Here is a 20236-nt window from a genome sequence, read left to right as displayed (position 1 = left end):
ACCGGGGCTGATCGTCAACGAGCGCGCTGAGCTATCCTTGCAGTGACGCGACCGACCTTCAGCCTCTCAATCGTATGGCCTTGCATTCCGCGCCAGCGGGCAGTTCAGGCGCATGCGGCGGGCGGATGATGAGGCAGTTGGATTTCGCCATGATCTTCATCATCGACGAATCCTGCTTGGTGAAAGCTTCCGCGACCGGCCTGCCATCTTCTTCATGGATAAAACGGGCGCGTAAATAATCCTGGCGCACGTCATTGGCCTTCAAAGCGGTTGCAGTCTTGACCGTGATTTCGCGAGAACGCGAAGGTTGGTGGCCGAGCTTCTGGATCAGGGGTTCCAGAAAAAGCAGGCTGCAGACGAGGCTGGCGACGGGATTTCCGGGCAGACCCAGCACCTGCATCGGACCAATGCTGCCGACCATCAGCGGCTTGCCGGGTCTCATGGCGATGCGCCAGAAGTCCAGTGCCATACCTTCCGCCTTCAGCGCGGCTTGGACGAGGTCATGATCGCCGACCGAGGCTCCGCCGAGGGTGACAAGGATATCGGCCTTGGCAGCGATGGCCTTGCCGATTGCCGCGCGGATCAGTGTATCGTCATCTTTAACGATGCCGAGATCCAGTACGTCGGCGCCAGCCTGGCGGGCGAGGGCGGCAACACCGAATGTGTTCGAAGCAATGATTTGCGCCACCTGCGGTTCGCCGCCCGGTGGGACGAGCTCGTCGCCTGTGGCGAGGATCGCAACCAGCGGCTTGCGATAAACCGCGACCTCGGCGTGGTTCATTGCAGCCGCGACGGTCAGATCGGCGAAACTCAGGCATGTACCGGCATCAAGCACGGTTTCATCTTGCATGAAGTCTTGCCCGCGCGGCCTGATGTGTCGCCCCTGAGTGACATTGAAGGCGGTGCGGATGTGGTTGTCCTCTATAACCTCTGCGTCTTCCTGAATAAGCACGCTATCCGCGCCCTCTGGCACGGGCGCCCCGGTGAAGATGCGCACTGTCTCACGCGCGCCGACTGTGCCTTGGAACGCATGTCCGGCAGAGGCTGTCCCGATAACCGTCAACTCAGAGCCGATTGCTGGCGCGTCAGCGGCGCGCAAAGCGTAGCCGTCCATGGCTGACGAATCGAACGGCGGTTGTGTGATCCGCGCCTTAAGGTCTGATGCCAGCACTCTGTCAGCAGCAGCGGCAAGACCAATGCGTTCGACCGTGGAGACGGGCTCGGCGGCATCCAGCAGGCGTTGGAGGGCGTTCGCGACGGGGAGAAGGGGTTTCATGCGTTTCCTCTTCAGTGGCTGGATAGAGAGCCCGTTGCTGCCCCCCGACGATAATGGAGGTCCGCGCCTTCAAGCTTTGTAGTCGCCGGATTTCCCGCCGCTTTTTTCCAGGAGCCTGATCGAGCCGATTTCCATGCCTTTGTCGGCGGCCTTCGCCATGTCGTAGATCGTCAGGCATGCAATGGAAACGGCGGTGAGCGCTTCCATCTCAACGCCGGTCTTGCCGGAGAGCTTGACGGTTGCCTGAACTCTCAAGCCGGGCAGGGCGGCATCCTCGGAGATATCCACCGAAACTTTGGTCAGCATCAGCGGATGGCAAAGCGGGATGAGATTGGATGTCTGCTTGGCCGCCATGATGCCGGCAAGGCGTGCGGTTCCGATGACGTCACCCTTCTTGGCATTGCCCTCGCGGATCAAGGCCAGCGTTTCGGGCTTCATTTTCACGAAGCCCTCAGCAATAGCGGTTCTCACCGTGTCGAGCTTGTCGCCCACATCGACCATATGGGCTTCGCCGGACGCGCCGATGTGGGTCAATCCTTGCGTACTCATTCCGCAGCCATGACGTCGCTTTGGCCCGTCAGGAGGGCACACGTCGCGGCGGTGACATCGTCCTTGCGCATCAGGCTTTCACCCACCAGGAATGTGCTGATGTTACATGTCTTCAGCCGCAGGCAATCCTCATAGGTGAAGATGCCGCTTTCGCCGACCAGCAGCTTGTCGGATGGCACCAGCTTGGCCAGACGCTCACTGTTTTCCAGGCTGACCTCGAAGGTGCGCAGGTTGCGGTTGTTTACGCCGAGCATGGGCGAGGTGAGCTTGAGTGCGCGCTCAGTTTCCTCTTCGTCATGCACTTCGACCAGAACGTCCATACCAAGCGCGAAGGCTTCATCCTCGAGACGTCTTGCCTCGTCATCGGACAGCGACGCCATGATCAGCAGGATGCAGTCTGCACCCCAGGCGCGGGCTTCGTGCACCTGATAGGTCTCGAACATAAAGTCTTTGCGAAGAGCGGGCAGGGTGCAGGCATTGCGGGCGGCGGTCAGAAATTCCGGCGCACCTTGAAAGCTTGGCGTATCCGTCAGAACCGAGAGGCAGGCGGCGCCACCAGCTTCGTAAGCCTTCGCCAACGCCGGTGGATCGAAATCGGGACGGATGAGGCCCTTGGACGGGCTTGCCTTCTTGATCTCGGCAATCAAACCAAAGACGCCGTCCGCCTGCTTGCGCTTCAGCGCGTTGTAGAAGCCGCGAGGGGCGGTCTGATCCGCCGCCATGGCCTTCAGATCGGCGAGCGAAACCTTCGCCTTAGCGGCTGTGATTTCCTCGCGCTTGTAGGCTTCGATTTTTCTCAGAATATCGCTCATCTTCGCCTTACTCTTCGTTGGAGACTGCGACCAGCCTGTCGAGCGCTGCGGCAGCCTTGCCTTCATCCAGGGAGGCGCTGGCAATCTTCATGCCATCGCTCAGTGTTTCGGCTTTGCCGGCAACAACGAGTGCTGCTGCCGCATTGCAAAGAGAAACATCGCGATAGGCATTTTTATGGCCGGAGAGAACACCGCGAAGCGCATTGGCGTTGAACATGCCGTCTCCACCCTTCAGGTCGTCGATCGTCGCCGACGATACGCCGAAATCCTTCGGCGTCAGGTCAAAGGTGCGGATCTTGCCATTTTCGAGCGCCGCGACATGGGTAACACCCGTCGTGGTGATCTCGTCCATGCCGTCGCCGTGTACGACCCAGATCGATTCCGAGCCGAGATCGCGGAGAACCTCGGCGATCGGCTGAAGCCAGCGCGGAGAGAAGACGCCGAGCAGCTGACGCTTTGCGCCTGCCGGGTTCGAGAGCGGGCCGAGTAGGTTGAAAATCGTTCGGGTACCGAGTTCGACTCGTGTCGGGCCGACATGGCGCATGGCCGAATGGTGCAACTGCGCGAACATGAAGCCAAGGCCAGCCTCGTTGATGCAACGGCTGATGAGATCAGGCCCAATGTCCAGTTTGACGCCAAGGGCTGACAGTGCATCGGCGGTACCGGATTTCGAGCTTAACGCTTTGTTGCCATGCTTCGCGACGGGAAGTCCGGTGCCTGCCACGATGATCGCTGCAAGCGTCGAGATGTTGTAGGTGCCAAGACCATCGCCACCGGTGCCCACGATATCCACCGCGTGGGCGGGGGCGGCGACGGGCAGCATGCGGGCACGCATCGAAGACACGGCGCCGACGATTTCATCGACCGTTTCGCCGCGCACGCGTAGCGCCATGAGAAAACCGCCGATCTGGGACGGCGTGGCCTCGCCGGACATCAGAATGTCGAAGGCTTGGCGGGCCTCCTCCCGGTTCAGGCTTTCGCCATTTGCCACCTTGGCGATCAGCGGCTTCAGTTCGGCCATGTTCCCGTCCCCCGGCTTATCAGTATGCGGTCATCGCCTGGTCTGCGAGGGCCTGATTGATGCTGACACCGTAGTCGTTCTGAAGGCGACTGACCATCTGATCCAGCATGTCATCGCCAGCGGCCTTTGCCATAGCGGTGATCTGACGATCGTCGCTGTTCAGTGCATCGGCAGGGGCGTTGGTATTCACCTCGGTGACCTTGAACAGAATGCGACCCGAACCATCGGCGTTGACCGCTGTGCCGACAAGGCCGTCAGCGCCGGCGAAGATTGCCGAAACCGCCTGCTGGCCAAACAGCGCATCGTCGCTGTTGCGGCGCAGCCCCATCTTGGTTTCCACGGCAAGACCCATTTCGCTGGCGATCGTTTGCAGCGACTCGCCCTTTTCGACGCGGTTTTTCAGCTCTTCGGCCTTGGCGGTCAAAGCACTGCGCTGTTGTTCCGCCGTCCAGTCGGCGACAACGCGGTCGCGAACTTCATCCAGCGTACGGTCACGCGGCGGGATGATCTGATCCACGTCGAACCAGACATAGCCTTCACGACCGATATTGACGGCGGGTGCTTCTGTGCCGGGCTCCGTCTTGAAGACTTCCGTCAAGAGCGCAGGGGTTGGTAGGCCCTCGACCGGATTACCCTTGTCGTCTTCACCATTGGCGTCGATGGCGTTGATCGTCACCGGCTTCAGGTTCAGCTGGGTTGCGGCGTCGGCAAGCGAGGAGCCGCCGCCACGCAGATCTTCATAGCGATCATGCACACTGTTCAGTTGATCCGCGGCACTGGCGGTAGCCAGTTCGGTGCGGATTTCTTCCTTGGCTTCGTCCAGCGTTTTCGTGCTGTCGCCCTTAATGCCGGTGATGCGCAGGATAACAGGCCCGAACGCACCATCGACCACCGGCGAAATGCCGCCATCCTTCTGAACGGCGAAGGCTGCGTCGGCAATCGACGAATCGGGCATGGTTTCCTTGGTGAATTCACCGAGGAGCACGTCAGCCGGCTGTTTTCCCTGATCCTTGACGACCTGATCGTAAGTCGTCGTGCCTGCGCGAATTTGCGTTGCGGCGGCTTCGGCCATTTCCTTGTTCGGGAAGACCAGTTGCTCGACGGTGCGACGACCGGCGGTGCGGAACTTGTCCTTGTTCTTCTCGTAATAGTCAGCAACCTGAGCGTCGGTAATAGCGCTCTGGTTGGCGATATCGGAAGGCTCGAGCTTCACATAGGTGAACTTGCGATATTCGGGAGCGCGATACTGCGCCTTGTGACTCTCGAACCAGGCGGCCAGCACGTCGTCCGCGGGGGCTTTGACCGGATCGATATTGGCGTTCGACAACAGCAGATAGTCGATGGAGCGCTGCTCGTTGCGATACTGCTTCAACGCGTCAACCAGAACCTGCGGCGGCGTGAAGCCGTCGGAGATGGCGTCAACAATCTGACTGCGAACAGCGACCTTGCTACGCTCCTTGACATAATCGTCTTCGTTGAAGCCCGCGCCGCGCAGACGCTGGCTGAAGAGCTGGCGGTCAAACTGGCCACCAGGAGACTTGAAAGCCGGATCTTCCGCGATGAGGTTTACCAAGCGGTCTTCCGACAGGCCGAGCTTCATATTCTCAGCCAATTGATCGAGAGACGCCCCGGCTGCAAGCTGGCTGAAAACCTGACGATCGATGCCGAAGGCTCTGGCCTGTTCCGTGGTCAGGCGGGTGCCGAACTGCTGGCCGATCTCTGCCATCTGACGCTGATAGGCGAAGCGAAACTGGTTGGGTGTCACTGTCTGATCACCCACCGTCATGACGGCATGAGAGTTGCTCGAAACGAGTGATGCCGACACACCCCAGATGCCGAAAGAGACGACAAGAAGAAGAAGGAGCAGCTTTGCCGCCAGAGTTCTGGAAGCGTTTCTCAGGGAATCGAGCATCGTTATGCAAACCTCACACTATGCGCCCGTTATGCCGGGTCTATGGGGGTTCCTTAGAGCGTTTTATTGGTAAATGGAAGCAGTTCTGTTGGTGCGGACGAGTCAACTGATCGTGCGAACGGAAGGATGCTATCCCTAGGCGTTAGAGCCGGCTGCTTTTCGAGATCGACGGAGCGCTTCCACTTTAAGAGCTGTGGAGACGGCGGCTCGCTGCGACGCGGTGCCGATTGATTCCGTTACGCTGACTTAGCTCGCAGACATCAAAAAGCCGCCTCGTGTGAGACGGCTTTCCACCACAGTCATATTGATTGGCTACAAATCAGAACGATCTGCTGCGTTCCATCATTTCCTTGAACTCTTCATCTTCTTTTCGAAGTTCGGAAACGACAGAGACCACCGAGGCAACAAACATCGCGCTGATCAACGCGGAAAGAACTGTCAAAACGGTGATCATCGTGTGTTACTCCGGTGTGATCAGGTTTCCCCGATGGATCAATAGTAGTTCATGTACTGGTAGCGGGAGGTCAGCTGAGGGAAGCTCGCTTCCTGCTGCTGTGGCTTCTGCGCGTACAGGCTGAACGTTGTCGCAACCATCGCGATCAGAAGCATTGTCCAGGCAGTGCTGATGACGCCGATCTTCGCTGAAGTAGACCGATTTTCTTTTGCAAACATGTGATTGTTCCTTTGCCTGCGAACTGAACGCCTGACATCGAGTCGGGTTCCGAAAGACTGTTAAAAATCGATTAGCATTGCGCCTCTGAAGCTTCCTTGAATGTCGCGTTCATCTGGCGTTCAGAAAATCGGCAGTTCACGTCAATCCATAAAGACCTGTTCCACCACAAAAGAGGTGGCGACTGTCAGGATCACAATGAATGCCAGCATTTCCATCTCCACTTGGGCCTCAGGCCCGATGCGTTATCGATGGTCCATCTTATAGAGCATCGCTTTGAAGCTGCGCTGAATGCTCTATTCATCCGCTATTCACATGAGGTTTAAACGCTTTAAGACTTGTTGCGACGTTCCCGATTCATCTCCTCGCGTTTTACGCCCTGTTCTTGCCGCGTCTCGTTATCCTAAAACCGCTGGATACTTTGCTGGGCATGCTTTGGTCTTGCAGATGCGATGCCGACGTGACAAAAGGCCGACAAAGACGGAAGTATCGAGAGCGGTATGACGATTGCCTTTTATCCTGGATCTTTCGATCCGATGACCAACGGACATCTGGATGTTCTCATCCAGTCGTTGAACGTCGCGTCGACCGTGATCGTCGCCATCGGCGTTCATCCGGGCAAGGTGCCGATGTTCAGCTTTGAAGAGCGTGCCGATCTGATCCGCCAATCCTTGAGCGACGTCCTGCCTGCTGCGAAAGACCGGCTGAAGGTCGTCTCTTTTGGCAACCTCGTTGTCGATGCTGCCAGGGAACATGGTGCGAGCCTTCTTGTTCGAGGCCTGAGAGATGGTACCGACCTCGATTATGAAATGCAGATGGCCGGCATGAACCGTCAGATGGCGCCCGATATTCAGACGGTGTTCTTACCCGCTGGAACTGCGTCGCGGCCCATTACCGCCACATTGGTCCGTCAGATCGCAGCCATGGGCGGCAATGTCGAGGCCTTTGTGCCCAAAGCCGTGCTTGAAGCCCTTAACACAAAGCTGAAACGTTAGTTTCGGCGCACAGGTGGAGCCAATTCGAATGAAATTGCTGAAGTTTGCCTTTGCAGGCGCTATGTTCGTCAGCGCGATTGCCGCAAGCACGATTGCGTCCGCTGCCGATCTTCTGACCATTCAACTGAAAGACGGCCCGGTCGTCATTCAGCTTATGCCGGAGGTTGCGCCGAAGCATGTGGCGCAGATCGAGGCGCTGGCCAAAAAGGGTGCCTATGATGGCGTTGCCTTCCACCGCGTCATCAACGGCTTCATGGCGCAGACCGGCGACGTGCAGTACGGCAATATGAACAAAGGCTTCGATGCGCGCCGCGCAGGCACCGGCGGCTCCGACCTGCCGGATATCCCAGCCGAATTCTCGAAGGTTCCCTTCGAGCGTGGCACCGTCGGCATGGCGCGATCCCAAAACCCCAATTCCGCGAATTCGCAGTTCTTCATCATGTTCGACCAGGGGCCATTCCTCAACGGTCAATATACCGTGGTCGGCAAGGTGATCTCTGGCATGGAATATGTCGACAAGATCAAGCGTGGCGCCGGTGGAAACGGCGAAGTCTCCGATCCTGACCGAATGGTCAAGGTGACAGTGACGAAGAAGTAACGTCGCTAAGACCACGTCAACGGGCGTTCTGCCCTCTAGCCCAACCCTAGCAAGGAGAGATATCATGGCCGAGATCAAGGATCCGGAAAACACCCTCATCATGGAAACGACCACCGGTAAGGTTGTTATCCAGCTTCTGCCGGAGGTTGCTCCTGGCCACGTTGCCCGCATCAAGGAACTGGTTTCCGAGCAGGCCTATGACGGCGTGGTCTTCCACCGCGTCATCGCCGATTTCATGGCGCAGACCGGTGACGTGAAGTTCGGCAAGAAGGGGTCTGCCGATTTCAACCCGGCACGTGCCGGCATGGGCGGCTCCGAGAAGCCGGACCTGAAGGCTGAATTCTCCGCCATTCCGCATGTTCGCGGCACCTGCTCCATGGCGCGTTCGCAGAGCCCGAATTCCGCCAACTCACAGTTCTTCATCTGCTTTACGGATTCTCCTTGGCTGAATAAGCAGTACACGGTCTGGGGTCAGGTCATCGAGGGCATGGAAGCCATCGACAAGATCAAGAAGGGCGAGCCTGTGAAGGATCCCGATTCGATCGTATCGATCCGTCTGGCGTCCGCTGCCTGAGGAACATGATGTCTCCCGCTTTGCTGAGAAGCAGGGCGGGTGGACGTTTTGCCTATCGCGCTTTATTTCCTCTTCGCGTCATCCTCGGGGCAAGCCCCTGGATGATGTCGAGTGGGGAGGTAGCGCTTTCGCGACCAAAGACCCGCCGGCAGTTGGCTGCGAGGCGGGTTTTGATATTCTGAGTGTTTCGCTTGCTTTTCTGTCGAAGGATGCGAAGCGACAATAGACGGATTTCATAAGAGCCTTTGAATGCGTGTTGACCTGTTCGATTTCGATCTCCCCGAGGAGAATATTGCGCTGCGCCCGGCCAATCCGCGCGACAGTGCCCGCCTGCTCGTGGTGGAGCCGAATACGGATCGGATGACGGATCATCAGGTCTTCGAGCTGCCGAGCTTTCTCAAGCCCGGTGACGCCTTGGTCTTCAATGATACGCGGGTCATTCCCGCCCAACTCGAAGGTGTGCGGTTGCGCGATGGCGCGCAGGAAACGCCGGTTTCGGCAACGCTTCACATGCGTGCCGATGCCAGCCGGTGGAAGGCGTTTGCGCGGCCGGGTAAACGAATCAAGGCTGGCGATCGCATCCGCTTCGGCTATGAGCGTGACAATGCCTGCGGTCTTGCTTTCCTTGAAGCGGTGGTCGAGGAAAAGGGCGAGGAGGGCGAAATCACGCTGCTCTTCGATATATCCGGTCCCGTTCTGGATGAGGCGATCGCTTCCGTCGGACATATCCCGCTGCCGCCCTACATCGCCGCGAAGCGCGCTGAAGATGCGCAAGACCAGACCGATTACCAGACCATCTATGCCCGCGAAAAAGGAGCTGTTGCCGCACCGACCGCCGGTCTGCATTTCACGCCGGCACTCTTCGATGCGCTGGACAAGGCTGGCGTCGAGCGCCATTTCGTGACGCTGCATGTCGGGGCGGGGACGTTCCTGCCGGTAAAGGCGGATGATACCAATGATCACAAGATGCATCTTGAGATCGGCTACGTCTCGGACGAGACGGCTGAGAAGCTGAATGCGGTCAAGGCGAGAGGCGGGCGCATTGTCTGTGTCGGCACCACATCGCTGCGGCTGATCGAAAGCGCGGCGGGTGACGACGGGCTAATCCGTCCCTGGTCGGGCGCTACCGGTATCTTCATCACGCCAGGATATCGCTTCAAGGCGGTCGATGTTCTGATGACGAATTTTCACCTGCCGAAATCCACGCTCTTCATGCTGGTTTCGGCCTTCTGCGGATTGGAGACGATGCGGGCCGCTTACGCCCATGCCATCGAAACCGGCTACCGCTTCTATTCCTATGGCGATTCCAGCCTGTTGTTCCGGAAAGTCTGATGCACGAGAACTTCACCTTCACCCTTAAAGCAACCAGCGGCGGCACCCGTCTCGGCGAAGTGGCAATGCCGCGCGGTGTCATCCGCACGCCTGCCTTCATGCCTGTCGGCACGGTCGGCACGGTCAAGGCCATGTATCTGGATCAGGTGCGTGACCTAGGCGCCGATATCATTCTCGGCAATACTTACCACCTGATGCTGCGCCCCGGCCCGGAGCGCGTCGCGCGTCTCGGCGGCCTGCATGAGCTGATCCGCTGGCCGCATCCAATCCTGACCGACAGCGGCGGCTTCCAGGTGATGTCGCTCTCAGGTCTGCGCAAGCTGGACGAGCAAGGCGTGACCTTCAAGAGCCATGTCGATGGCTCGTTGCACCATATGTCGCCGGAGCGCTCCATCGAGATCCAAGGGCTGCTTGATTCGGATATCCAGATGCAGCTCGACGAGTGTGTGGCGCTTCCGGCCGAGCGCAAGGAAATCGAGCGTGCCATGGAAATGTCGCTGCGCTGGGCAGAACGCTGCCGTGTCGCTTTCGGTGAGCAGCCGGGCAAGGCGATGTTCGGTATCGTTCAGGGTGGCGACCAGCCGGATTTGCGCATCCGCTCTGCCGAAGGCCTGAAGCAGCTCGATCTCAAGGGGTATGCGGTTGGTGGCCTCGCTGTCGGCGAACCGCAGGATGTGATGCTTGCGATGCTGGACACGACGTTGCCGGTTTTGCCGACGGAAAAGCCGCGTTACCTGATGGGCGTCGGCACGCCGGACGACATTTTGAAGTCGGTGGCACGTGGCATCGACATGTTCGACTGTGTCATGCCAACCCGTTCGGGCCGCCACGGTCTCGCCTTCACCCGTCGGGGCAGGGTGAATATCCGCAATGCTCGCCACGCCGAAGACATGCGTCCGCTGGACGAGCAGTCCAATTGCCCGGCATCGCGCGATTACTCGCGTGCCTATCTGCACCACTTGGTGCGTTCCAATGAAGCGCTCGGCGGCATGCTTTTGTCCTGGCACAATCTCGCCTATTATCAGGAGTTGATGCAGGGGATTCGCAAATCGATCGAAGAAGGTCGCTTTGCGGATTTCTACGCGGAGACCATTGAAATGTGGGCGAAAGGCGATATCGATCCGGTGTGACAATCATCATCGGATAGCTGAATGCTGAACGCGCCATACGTTCTTTTTCGTGACGATACGACCGGCACCGTGACATTGTTTACGGAGCCGGAGGAGATCATCGCTGCGCATGAGGTGGACGCGTTCTTTCCTGCCCTTGAACGGATGCAAGCGGCGAGGGCTGAAGGTAAGTATTTAGCCGGCTACATGTCCTATGAGGCCGGTTACCTCTTCGAGCCGAAGCTTGCACCTCTCGCAGAGGGAAGGCGACAGACCCCGCTCCTGTGGTTTGGCGTCTTCAAGTCGCCGAACGGTGGCACTTCAGAAGTTTCCAAGCCATTGAATATCATGGCATCCGATGAATTTTTGAGTGATCTCAAACCGTCTTGGTCGTTCACTGAATACGAGCAGCAGTTCAATAGATTGCACCAGCATTTGCGCCAGGGAGATTGTTACCAGGCTAACCTTACCATGCCTATCACCGGGCGGTGGCACGGCGATCCGCTTTCGGGTTTCTGGTCGTTGATCGACCGACAGCCGGTAAAATATGGTGCGCTGATCGATCTCGGCGGTCCTGTGATCCTGTCGCGCTCTCCCGAACTCTTCTTTTCCGTCGATGCGGAAGGCTGGATCGAAACTCATCCGATGAAGGGCACCGTCAAACGCGGTTCGTCAGCGGAAGACGACGCTGCTCTTATTGCAGCCATGAGGCAGGACGAGAAGACGCTGGCGGAAAACCGCATGATCGTTGACCTACTGCGCAATGATATCTCCCGGATCACGGAAGTCGGCACGCTGGATGTCCCGAAGCTGTTCGACATCGAGACTTATCCAACCGTTCACCAGATGGTCAGCCACGTGCGCGCCAAGCTTTCACCCGATATGAGCATTGCCGATATCTTCGCCGCACTTTTCCCTTGCGGTTCAGTGACGGGGGCGCCGAAAATGCGGGCGATGGAAATCCTTCATGATCTCGAGATCGCGCCGCGCGACGTTTACTGCGGTGCCATCGGGATGATATCGCCAAGCGGCGACATGCGGTTTTCCGTGGCGATCCGTACCATCACTCTGTTTGAAGACGGACGGGCGACCTTCAATGTCGGTGGCGGGATCGTTTTCGATTCAACTGCGCAGTCGGAATATGACGAATGTCTCCTCAAGGCGAAGTTTGCAGCTGGGGAACGCAAACTCGCCTGAGCCGGCCAAAGGTTTGAAGCAGCGGACAAAGAGACACCATTGCCGTCATGCAAGTGTCATATCGTGCTCTTAGAGACTGTGAGCATTGGGTACACCCCGGCCTGGATTAAAACCATGACTTCCTGGGTCATGGGATTTGTCGGGAAGGCCGTCTTTCTTTGTTTTCTCAAGGATATCGTTCCATGACATCATTCCGCTCTGTCGCGTCCCGTCGGCTTGCTGCCGCCTTGGCGGCATCGATCTTCATCTTTCCTGTTGCTGCGATGGCTGAAAGCACCGCTGCTGCAAACGGCGTTAGCTACGCCAACAAGGGTTTGGTCGCTGTCGGTCGGATCCCCGCCAGCCAGCGCGACAAGTTTGGCGAGACCTTCGGCTCTGGCTCCGGCATGGCTATCGATGTCACCAGTTGGAAGAAGGATGGCGATGGCTATCGCGGTTCTCTCTGGCTGTTGCCGGACCGTGGCTACAATGTCGAAGGCACGACGGATTACAATGCGCGCATCAACAAGATCGACGTAACGTTGACACCTGCAACGGGCGCGAGCCTGCCTGTTGACAAGCAGCAAGCCGGTGTGCAAGCGAACCTTGCCGATACGCTGCTCTTGACCGATGAGCAGGGCAAGAACATGACTGGCCTCGATCCAGAGGCTGGCACGCGCCCGGCCAATGGAACGACACCGGTGTTGCCTTTCGCTTCTACCGGCAAGGTTTCTCTCGATGCCGAGGCGGTGGTACGTCTGACCGATGGCTCTTTCCTGATCAGCGATGAATATGGCCCTTATATTTATCACTTTTCCGCAGAAGGTAAGATGATCTCGGCCACGCAGCCGCCGAAGGCGCTGCTGCCAATGCGCAAGGGTGAGATCAACTTCTCTTCCAACAATGTCGGCGAAGGCGGCAAGAAGCCTGATCCGAAGGATCCAGAAACCGGACGTCAGAACAATCAGGGTCTGGAAGGCATGTCGCTGACCCCGGATGGCAAGTACCTTATCGCCGTTCTGCAATCGGCGACCCGTCAGGATGGCGGAGATTCGTCATCCACCCGCGACCACACCCGCGCACTGGTCTATGATGCGAGCGACGTCGATCATTTGAAGCTCGTCCATGAATATGTCGTGCCGCTGCCGAAGTTCGATGGCAAGGACAAGACGCTCGTCGCGGCACAAAGCGAGATCCTGGCCTTGTCGGACAAGGCATTCCTGATGCTGGCGCGTGACAGCAATAATGGTCAGGGTCTGAAGGGCGATACATCGGTCTACCGCAAAATAGAACTCGTCGATGTCTCCGGAGCCACGGACATTGCCGGTGGTGAGTTCGATGATGTAAAGCCGGTTGCACCAAAAGGGGTTCTGGACAGCGCGATCAAGCCAGCAGTTCTGCATGACTTCATCGATCTCAACGACGCCAAGGAGCTTGCTCGTTTCGGTCTGCACAATGGCGCGCCGAACGACAAGAACAACCTGTCGGAGAAGTGGGAGGCAATGTCGATTGCAAGCGTCCTCGACCCTTCCTCACCTGACGACTATTTCCTCTTCGTTGCCAATGACAACGACTTCCTGACGCAGGACGGTTTCCAGGTGGGCAAACCTTACAAGGCGGAAGGTGGTGCCGATGTGGACACCATGTTCCAGGTGTTCCGCGTGACGCTGCCGGGCGTCGCCAAAAAATAAGCGATACCAATCTGTTTAGAGCCGCACCGAAGACATTCGGCGCGGCTCTTTCTATCTGGCTTAGTCGTCGTCGATGTCTTCGAAATCTTGGGGGCCGGAGGTGGTGGAATGGAAGACCGGCACGAAGAGCCGCATATAGACGAGCCTGACGCTCCAGCCCTGTTCCACAGCCTCTGCCCACGCCTTTTTGCGCCCCGGCTTCTTGAAGCCCTTGGCAATCGCCTTTTTCTCGCTCTTTGCGAAGGTCTTCGGTTGCAGAATGTTTTCCGGCGAACACAGGGCAAAGCCCTTCTGGAAAGCCGGGGGCGGATTGGGTGTCATTGTCATGTCTATCAGCCTGCGTGGAGGAAGCGGATCGCTTCGTCCCTGCGATGGAGGTAAAGCAGGGTTCTCAGGTTCTTGCCGCGCTCGCTCACGAGCTCGGCGTCTTTTTCGATCATATAGGCGGCGTCCTTGCGGGCGATTTCCAGCAGGTCCGCATGGGCCTCGAGGCTGGCTATCCGAAAGCCGGGCGTGCCGGATTGACGGGTGCCGAGGAGTTCGCCTTCACCGCGCAGCTTCAGGTCCTCTTCGGCAATCAGGAAGCCGTCTTCGCTGTCGCGGAGGATGGAAAGCCGTGCCTTGCCGTTTTCGCTGAGCGGACCTTTGTAAAGCAGGATGCAGGTGGAAGCTTCGTCGCCACGGCCGACACGACCGCGCAACTGGTGAAGCTGGGCCAGGCCGAAACGTTCGGCATGTTCGATCACCATGATTGTGGCGTCCGGTACATCGACACCGACCTCAACGACAGTCGTAGCGACCAGCAAGCGGGTTTCGCCGCTCTTGAAGGCCAGCATCGCGGCATCCTTTTCGGGGCCGCTCATCCGTCCGTGGATCAGACCGATATTGGCGCGCAGAGATTGCGACAGCACCGCATGCCGCTCTTCCGCCGACATCAGGTCGGACTCCTCCGACTCCTCGACCAGCGGGCAGATCCAGTAGGCCTTCTTGCCCTCCGCCAACGCACTGCGCAGCCGGTCGACGATGTCGCCGATCCGCTCACTGGGAATGGTCACGGTCTGGATCGGCTTCCGGCCTGCGGGCTTTTCCGTCAGCTTGGAGACATCCATATCGCCGAAGGCGGCGAGAACCAGCGTTCGCGGGATGGGCGTTGCCGTCATGACCAGCATATGCGGCGTGATGCCCTTGGCGGTGAGGCGCAGCCGCTGATGCACGCCGAAGCGATGCTGTTCATCCACGACGGCCAGAACGAGATTCTTATAGGAGACGCTGTCCTGAAACAGAGCATGCGTGCCGATAACGATCTGCGCTTCGCCGGAAGCGATCCGCTCCTCAATCTCGCGGCGCTCCTTACCCTTGGTCCTGCCGGTCAGTACCTCGCAGGAAATGCCCGCAGCGGCGGCATATTTCGAGATTGTCGCGAAGTGCTGGCGCGCCAGAATTTCGGTCGGCGCCATCAGCACGGCCTGTCCACCGGCCTCCACAGCCGTTGCCATCGCCATCAGCGCCACCAGGGTTTTGCCTGCACCGACATCGCCCTGAAGCAGCCGGAGCATGCGGTCTTCGCCTGCCATATCGGTCAGAATGTCTTTCACCGCGGCGCTCTGGCTGGCGGTCAGCGAGAAGGGCAGGCTTGCGAGAATACGCGCCGCGAAATCGCCCTTGGCGCGGATGGGCTGACCAGCGACTTTGCGCAGTCTTTGGCGAACGAGCGCTAGCGAAAGCTGTCCGGCCAGGAACTCGTCATAGGCAAGCCTGCGGCGGGCAGGGGCTTGCGGATCGATATCGGCGCCGTCGCGTGGATCGTGCAACTCGCGGAAGGCATCGGCCACATGCGGGAAGCTCTGGCGCGTCGCAAGCGTCTCGTCGATCCATTCGGGAAAGACCGGAAGGCGCTGAAGCGCGGTATCGATGGACCGCTTCAAAATCTTGGGCGAGAGGCCCGCTGTCATGGGATAGACGGCTTCGACCAGCGGCAGGTTATCGGCCTCCGAGACCTTCACCATGAAGTCCGGATGAACCATGGAAGCGCGGCCGTTGAACCAATCTATCTTGCCGCTGACCATCACCTCTTCATCGATGGGAAGCGCCTTTGACAACCAGTCGCCGCGCGCACGGAAAAAGGTGAGCGCCAGTTCCCCGGTCTCGTCATGCAGGAAGACGCGATAGGGTGCAGAGCGATTGCCGGGCGGCGCGGGCTGGTGCCGGTCGATGCGTCCCTGAATGGTGACAATGGCGCCCTGCGGTGCAAGCGCGATGCCCGGACGGTTGCGCCGGTCGATGATATTGGACGGCGCATGAAACAGAAGATCGATGACCCGTGTGTCTTCCGCATTCTCCCGGCCCAAAAGTTTCGCCAACAGATCGGCAAGCTTCGGCCCGACGCCGGCAAGCGAAGAGACTGTGGCAAAGAGGGGATCGAGTATGGCGGGGCGCATGGGCTGCAAAATCGGGGAAGGCGGGGGCCATTGCAAGAGTGGCAGGCGAATAAACCGCGTTTATCACCGGCAGTTTTTATGCCCCGTGCCGCATATTTGCACAAATAGCGGTTCCCAAGCGTTCCTGTCCTGTTCTATAGGAGAACGAAAATCAACAATTTGTTGAATTTCCAACAAACAGGTGACTGCGATGACTGGACTGGTGCGCACGAGTGCCGACCTCGAACCGAGACGTCGGCGGATTCTCTATCGTTGCTGGCACCGCGGCATTCGCGAGATGGATCTGGTGCTTGGCCAGTTTGCCGAGGACAATATCGGTGACCTTTCGGAAGCGGAACTCGATGAGCTTGAAGTGATCATGGCCGAGGAGGATAACGATCTCGTCAAGATGGTGACGGGTGCTCTGCCGATCCCTGAAAAATTCCAGACGCCTCTCTTCATGAAAATCGCCTCCTATCGCCCGGATTTCGATCCGGTCACCTCCGAGACAACGAAAGCCTGATTGATGATCGCCGGGATTGATGTGAAGCTGGTGGCATCGGCCGATACGCCGCTGACCATTGGAAATGTGCCGTCCGGAATGGAGGCGCTTCTCCTGGCGGATATGGCGCGCAGCGGAACATCCGTCGCCTATGTCATGTCGGATGGACAGCGCGTCGCCGATCTGGAGCAGATTCTGGGGTTTGTTGCTCCGGATATTCCGGTGCTCACATTGCCCGCATGGGACTGCCTGCCTTACGATCGCGTGTCACCGAGTGCCGACACCTCGGCGCGCCGACTGGCTGCACTTTCGGGCCTTATCCAGCATCAGAAGAAGCCGCATCCGGCGATCGTTCTCGTCACGGTCAACGCCATGCTGCAAAAGATGGCGCCGCGAGACGTCATCGAAAGCCTCGCCTTCTCTGCCAAGCCCGGCAACCAGATCCGCATGGACGACATTGCTGCTCGGCTGGAGCGCAACGGTTTCGATCGTGTTGCGACGGTTCGCGAGGTTGGCGAATTCGCTGTGCGCGGCGGCATTCTCGATGTCTTCGTTCCCGGCACGGAAGAGCCGGTGCGTCTCGATTTCTTCGGCGATACGCTGGAGAGCATCCGCACCTTCGACCCAGCCAGCCAGCGCACCATCGGCCAGGCTCGCTCGCTTGATCTCAACCCGATGAGTGAAGTGACGCTGACGCCTGATACGATCAGCCGCTTCCGCAAGAATTATCTGTCGCTCTTCGGTGCCGCCACCCGCGACGATTCACTCTATCAGGCTGTTTCGGAAGGTCGGCGTTATGCCGGCATGGAGCACTGGCTGCCGCTTTTTTACGAGAAGTTGGAAACCGCTTTCGATTATCTGCAGGGCTTCCGTATCGTCACCGATCACACCGCGCGCGAGGCGGCTGTCGAGCGCTCGAAGCTGGTGCATGATTACTTCGAGGCGCGGCGCAATTCCGGCCAGACCAAGGGTGCCACGCAAGGCGCTCCCTACAAGCCGGTTTCACCCAGCCAGCTCTATCTCGGCGGCAAGAGCTTCGATGAGGCGCTGAATTCGGTCAACGCGGTGCGTCTGACGCCCTTCAACGAGCAGGATTCCAACGACAGGCCCGTTGCGACACTCGACGCGCATGTCGGCCCGCGCTGGGCAAAGCCTCCTGCGGAGGGTGGCAGCGAAGACCGTGTCAATGTCTTCGATCTGGCGGTCAAGCACATTGCCGAGCGTCGCTCCAAGGGCTGGAAGGTTTTGATCACCGGTTGGTCGGAAGGCTCTCTGGATCGTCTGCTACAGGTTTTGAACGAGCACGGGCTTGAAAAAATCAAGCCGATCTCGGCATTGAAGGAGATCGAAAAGCTCGGCAAGGGCGAGGCGGCGTCGGCGGTTCTCAGCCTTGAAGCCGGTTTTGAGACGAGCTTCGGCACGAGCAATCTCGCTGTTATCGGCGAGCAGGATATTCTCGGCGATCGTATGGTGCGCCGGTCCAAGCGCCGCAAGCGCGGTGCCGACTTCATTTCGGAAGTGGCGGGACTGGATGAAGGCTCGCTCGTCGTTCACGCCGAGCATGGTATCGGCCGGTTCGTTGGGCTTCGCACCATTGAGGCCGCGGGCGCGCCGCGTGATTGCCTGGAACTGCATTACGCGGACGATGCCAAGCTGTTTCTGCCAGTCGAAAACATCGATCTTCTGTCCCGCTATGGATCGGATGCGGCGGAAGCCCAGCTCGACAAGCTTGGCGGTGGCGCATGGCAGATGCGCAAGGCGAAGCTCAAGAAGCGCCTTCTCGATATGGCTGGCGATCTTATCCGGATTGCTGCCGCTCGTCTCGTGCGCCAGGCTCCGGTGTTGACGGCCCCCGATGGCCTCTATGACGAGTTCGCCGCACGCTTCCCGTATGATGAAACCGAAGATCAGATGAATGCCATCGACTCGATCCGGGATGATCTTGGCGCTGGTCGTCCGATGGACCGTCTGATCTGCGGTGACGTGGGCTTTGGCAAGACGGAAGTGGCGCTGCGCGCGGCTTTCCTTGCGGCCATGAATGGCGTGCAGGTGGCTGTCGTCGTGCCGACAACGCTTCTGGCGCGTCAGCATTTCCGCACCTTCTCCGAACGCTTCCGCGGACTTCCGATCCGCGTGCAGCAGGCCTCACGCCTTGTCGGCGCCAAGGAGCTTAATCTGGTGAAGAAGGAAGTGGCGGAAGGCAAGACCGATATCGTCGTCGGCACGCATGCGTTGCTGGGGCAGGGGATCACCTTTGCCAATCTGGGCCTTCTGATCATCGATGAAGAGCAGCATTTCGGCGTCAAGCACAAGGAGCGGCTGAAGGAGTTGAAGAGCGATGTTCACGTTCTGACGCTGTCGGCGACGCCAATCCCGCGCACCCTGCAACTGGCGATGACCGGTGTGCGCGAGCTGTCGTTGATCACGACGCCGCCGGTCGACCGTATGGCCGTGCGCACCTTCATTTCGCCCTTCGATCCGCTTGTCATCCGCGAAACGCTGATGCGCGAGCATTATCGCGGCGGCCAGAGCTTCTATGTTTGCCCGCGTCTGGCGGATCTCGCCGACATTCACGCCTTCCTGCAATCGGATGTGCCGGAACTGAAGGTTGCTGTTGCCCATGGCCAGATGCCGGCCGGCGAGCTGGAAGACATCATGAATGCCTTCTATGACGGTAAGTATGATGTCCTGCTTTCAACCACCATCGTTGAATCCGGCCTTGATGTACCGACCGCCAATACGCTGATCGTGCATCGCGCGGACATGTTTGGTCTTGCACAGCTTTATCAGCTGCGTGGTCGTGTCGGTCGCTCCAAGGTTCGCGCCTTCGCGCTCTTCACGCTGCCGGTCAACAAGGTGCTGACGACGATGGCCGAGCGTCGACTGAAGGTATTGCAGTCTCTCGACACGCTCGGCGCTGGCTTCCAGCTTGCCAGCCATGACCTCGACATTCGCGGTGCCGGCAATCTGCTCGGCGAGGAGCAATCTGGCCACATCAAGGAAGTCGGTTTCGAGCTTTACCAGCAGATGCTGGAAGAGGCGGTTGCCGAGGTGAAGGGCGAGGACGACGTCATCGATACCGGCTGGTCGCCGCAAATCTCCGTCGGCACGTCCGTTATGATTCCGGAAAGCTATGTGCCTGATCTGCACCTGCGCATGGGGCTTTACCGTCGCCTTGGCGAGTTGACCGACCTAAACGAGATCGACGGTTTCGGCGCAGAGATGATCGACCGCTTCGGGCCTCTGCCGAAGGAAGTGCAGCACCTGTTGAAAATCGTCTACGTCAAGTCGCTCTGCCGTACCGCCAACGTCGAGAAGCTCGATGCCGGTCCGAAGGGTGTTGTCGTGCAGTTCCGCAACAAGGAGTTTCCGAACCCTGCGGCACTTGTCGGCTACATCGCCAAGCAGGGCTCCATGGCGAAGATCAGGCCTGACCACAGCGTCTTCCTTACCCGTGATCTGCCGACGCCTGAAAAGCGCTTGGCCGGCGCGGCGATGATCATGACCCAGCTTGCGGAACTGGCAAAATCTTGATGCCGACAGGATTTCTTACAAGGAATTAATCAAACGGACATGTAGCGGTAGTCTTCCGGGGCGTAGTC

General features: G+C 58.8%; 18 protein-coding genes. 9 read left to right on the top strand and 9 right to left on the bottom strand.

Annotated features, from left to right (window positions below; translation table 11 throughout):
• Positions 1–58 precede the first annotated feature (58 nt).
• The 7 genes from glp to QE435_RS21470 all read right to left on the bottom strand — a co-directional run bounded on the left by glp (position 59) and on the right by QE435_RS21470 (position 6242).
• The gene (glp, locus tag QE435_RS21500; RefSeq protein WP_349042608.1) at positions 59–1276 is read right to left on the bottom strand and encodes a gephyrin-like molybdotransferase Glp; all 1218 of its coding nucleotides are present in this window, start codon (positions 1274–1276) and stop codon (positions 59–61) included.
• Between the two features lie 69 nt (positions 1277–1345).
• A complete protein-coding gene (moaC, locus tag QE435_RS21495; protein ID WP_349042607.1) occupies positions 1346–1825 on the bottom strand; it encodes a cyclic pyranopterin monophosphate synthase MoaC in 480 nt (159 codons plus the stop codon).
• Positions 1822–2637, bottom strand: a complete 816-nt coding sequence (gene trpC, locus QE435_RS21490) for an indole-3-glycerol phosphate synthase TrpC (RefSeq protein WP_349042606.1) — start codon at positions 2635–2637, stop codon at positions 1822–1824. Before trpC ends, moaC begins: the two co-directional genes overlap by 4 nt.
• A 7-nt stretch (positions 2638–2644) precedes the next feature.
• Entirely contained in the window at positions 2645–3658 is a 1014-nt protein-coding gene (trpD, locus tag QE435_RS21485; protein WP_349042605.1) for an anthranilate phosphoribosyltransferase, read from the bottom strand.
• Between the two features lie 19 nt (positions 3659–3677).
• Positions 3678–5570 carry a peptidyl-prolyl cis-trans isomerase gene (locus tag QE435_RS21480; protein WP_349042604.1) on the bottom strand — a complete coding sequence of 631 codons (1893 nt, stop codon included), beginning with the start codon at positions 5568–5570 and terminating at the stop codon, positions 3678–3680.
• 319 nt (positions 5571–5889) lie between these two features.
• Positions 5890–6024, bottom strand: coding sequence for a hypothetical protein (locus QE435_RS21475; RefSeq protein WP_306933054.1), 135 nt, complete (start codon positions 6022–6024; stop codon positions 5890–5892).
• A gap of 38 nt (positions 6025–6062) precedes the next feature.
• Positions 6063–6242 (bottom strand): hypothetical protein, encoded by a 180-nt coding sequence (locus QE435_RS21470; protein ID WP_309771136.1) that lies wholly within the window; start codon positions 6240–6242, stop codon positions 6063–6065.
• Positions 6243–6740: 498 nt separating this feature from the next.
• On the opposite strand from QE435_RS21470, the gene coaD reads away from it, so the two are divergent.
• From coaD to QE435_RS21435, 7 genes are all read left to right on the top strand, one after another.
• Entirely contained in the window at positions 6741–7235 is a 495-nt protein-coding gene (coaD, locus tag QE435_RS21465) for a pantetheine-phosphate adenylyltransferase (protein WP_306933049.1), read from the top strand.
• 28 nt (positions 7236–7263) lie between these two features.
• Positions 7264–7833 (top strand): peptidylprolyl isomerase, encoded by a 570-nt coding sequence (locus tag QE435_RS21460; protein ID WP_309771135.1) that lies wholly within the window; start codon positions 7264–7266, stop codon positions 7831–7833.
• A gap of 64 nt (positions 7834–7897) precedes the next feature.
• On the top strand, positions 7898–8407 hold the full coding sequence (locus QE435_RS21455; RefSeq protein WP_296018550.1) for a peptidylprolyl isomerase: 510 nt from the start codon (positions 7898–7900) through the stop codon (positions 8405–8407).
• Positions 8408–8656: 249 nt separating this feature from the next.
• Positions 8657–9739, top strand: a complete 1083-nt coding sequence (gene queA / locus QE435_RS21450; protein ID WP_349042603.1) for a tRNA preQ1(34) S-adenosylmethionine ribosyltransferase-isomerase QueA — start codon at positions 8657–8659, stop codon at positions 9737–9739.
• Positions 9739–10869 carry a tRNA guanosine(34) transglycosylase Tgt gene (tgt, locus tag QE435_RS21445; RefSeq protein ID WP_349042602.1) on the top strand — a complete coding sequence of 377 codons (1131 nt, stop codon included), beginning with the start codon at positions 9739–9741 and terminating at the stop codon, positions 10867–10869. The genes queA and tgt overlap by 1 nt, the downstream gene beginning before the upstream one ends.
• Positions 10870–10890: 21 nt before the next feature.
• Positions 10891–12045 (top strand): aminodeoxychorismate synthase component I, encoded by a 1155-nt coding sequence (locus tag QE435_RS21440; protein ID WP_349042601.1) that lies wholly within the window; start codon positions 10891–10893, stop codon positions 12043–12045.
• A 182-nt stretch (positions 12046–12227) separates the two neighbouring features.
• Positions 12228–13715 carry an esterase-like activity of phytase family protein gene (locus QE435_RS21435; RefSeq protein ID WP_349042600.1) on the top strand — a complete coding sequence of 496 codons (1488 nt, stop codon included), beginning with the start codon at positions 12228–12230 and terminating at the stop codon, positions 13713–13715.
• A gap of 60 nt (positions 13716–13775) precedes the next feature.
• On the opposite strand, the gene QE435_RS21430 is transcribed toward QE435_RS21435, so the two are convergent.
• On the bottom strand, positions 13776–14042 hold the full coding sequence (locus QE435_RS21430) for a hypothetical protein (RefSeq protein WP_349042599.1): 267 nt from the start codon (positions 14040–14042) through the stop codon (positions 13776–13778).
• A 5-nt stretch (positions 14043–14047) separates the two neighbouring features.
• Positions 14048–16153 carry an ATP-dependent DNA helicase RecG gene (gene recG, locus QE435_RS21425; RefSeq protein ID WP_349042598.1) on the bottom strand — a complete coding sequence of 702 codons (2106 nt, stop codon included), beginning with the start codon at positions 16151–16153 and terminating at the stop codon, positions 14048–14050.
• A 190-nt stretch (positions 16154–16343) separates the two neighbouring features.
• Between recG and QE435_RS21420 the strand changes: the two genes are divergently transcribed.
• Together QE435_RS21420 and mfd are read left to right on the top strand one after the other, a co-directional pair.
• Positions 16344–16655, top strand: coding sequence for a succinate dehydrogenase assembly factor 2 (locus QE435_RS21420; RefSeq protein ID WP_306933034.1), 312 nt, complete (start codon positions 16344–16346; stop codon positions 16653–16655).
• Positions 16656–16658: 3 nt separating this feature from the next.
• Positions 16659–20168: a transcription-repair coupling factor gene (mfd, locus tag QE435_RS21415; RefSeq protein ID WP_349042597.1), complete on the top strand. Its 3510-nt coding sequence runs from the start codon at positions 16659–16661 to the stop codon at positions 20166–20168.
• Positions 20169–20236: the final 68 nt, after the last annotated feature.

The organism is Agrobacterium sp. SORGH_AS 787 (genome assembly GCF_030819035.1).
Lineage (GTDB): Bacteria > Pseudomonadota > Alphaproteobacteria > Rhizobiales > Rhizobiaceae > Agrobacterium > Agrobacterium larrymoorei_B.
This window is presented reverse-complemented; position numbering and strand designations above follow the sequence as displayed.

Excerpts from the sequence above, each read along its gene's own strand:
- glp (WP_349042608.1), bottom strand. The coding sequence starts at position 1,276 with ATGAAACCCCTTCTCCCCGTCGCGAACGCCCTCCAACGCCTGCTGGAT.
- moaC (WP_349042607.1), bottom strand. The coding sequence starts at position 1,825 with ATGAGTACGCAAGGATTGACCCACATCGGCGCGTCCGGCGAAGCCCAT.
- trpC (WP_349042606.1), bottom strand. The coding sequence starts at position 2,637 with ATGAGCGATATTCTGAGAAAAATCGAAGCCTACAAGCGCGAGGAAATC.
- trpD (WP_349042605.1), bottom strand. The coding sequence starts at position 3,658 with ATGGCCGAACTGAAGCCGCTGATCGCCAAGGTGGCAAATGGCGAAAGC.
- QE435_RS21480 (WP_349042604.1), bottom strand. The coding sequence starts at position 5,570 with ATGCTCGATTCCCTGAGAAACGCTTCCAGAACTCTGGCGGCAAAGCTG.
- QE435_RS21475 (WP_306933054.1), bottom strand. The coding sequence starts at position 6,024 with ATGATCACCGTTTTGACAGTTCTTTCCGCGTTGATCAGCGCGATGTTT.
- QE435_RS21470 (WP_309771136.1), bottom strand. The coding sequence starts at position 6,242 with ATGTTTGCAAAAGAAAATCGGTCTACTTCAGCGAAGATCGGCGTCATC.
- coaD (WP_306933049.1), top strand. The coding sequence starts at position 6,741 with ATGACGATTGCCTTTTATCCTGGATCTTTCGATCCGATGACCAACGGA.
- QE435_RS21460 (WP_309771135.1), top strand. The coding sequence starts at position 7,264 with ATGAAATTGCTGAAGTTTGCCTTTGCAGGCGCTATGTTCGTCAGCGCG.
- QE435_RS21455 (WP_296018550.1), top strand. The coding sequence starts at position 7,898 with ATGGCCGAGATCAAGGATCCGGAAAACACCCTCATCATGGAAACGACC.
- queA (WP_349042603.1), top strand. The coding sequence starts at position 8,657 with ATGCGTGTTGACCTGTTCGATTTCGATCTCCCCGAGGAGAATATTGCG.
- tgt (WP_349042602.1), top strand. The coding sequence starts at position 9,739 with ATGCACGAGAACTTCACCTTCACCCTTAAAGCAACCAGCGGCGGCACC.
- QE435_RS21440 (WP_349042601.1), top strand. The coding sequence starts at position 10,891 with ATGCTGAACGCGCCATACGTTCTTTTTCGTGACGATACGACCGGCACC.
- QE435_RS21435 (WP_349042600.1), top strand. The coding sequence starts at position 12,228 with ATGACATCATTCCGCTCTGTCGCGTCCCGTCGGCTTGCTGCCGCCTTG.
- QE435_RS21430 (WP_349042599.1), bottom strand. The coding sequence starts at position 14,042 with ATGACAATGACACCCAATCCGCCCCCGGCTTTCCAGAAGGGCTTTGCC.
- recG (WP_349042598.1), bottom strand. The coding sequence starts at position 16,153 with ATGCGCCCCGCCATACTCGATCCCCTCTTTGCCACAGTCTCTTCGCTT.
- QE435_RS21420 (WP_306933034.1), top strand. The coding sequence starts at position 16,344 with ATGACTGGACTGGTGCGCACGAGTGCCGACCTCGAACCGAGACGTCGG.
- mfd (WP_349042597.1), top strand. The coding sequence starts at position 16,659 with ATGATCGCCGGGATTGATGTGAAGCTGGTGGCATCGGCCGATACGCCG.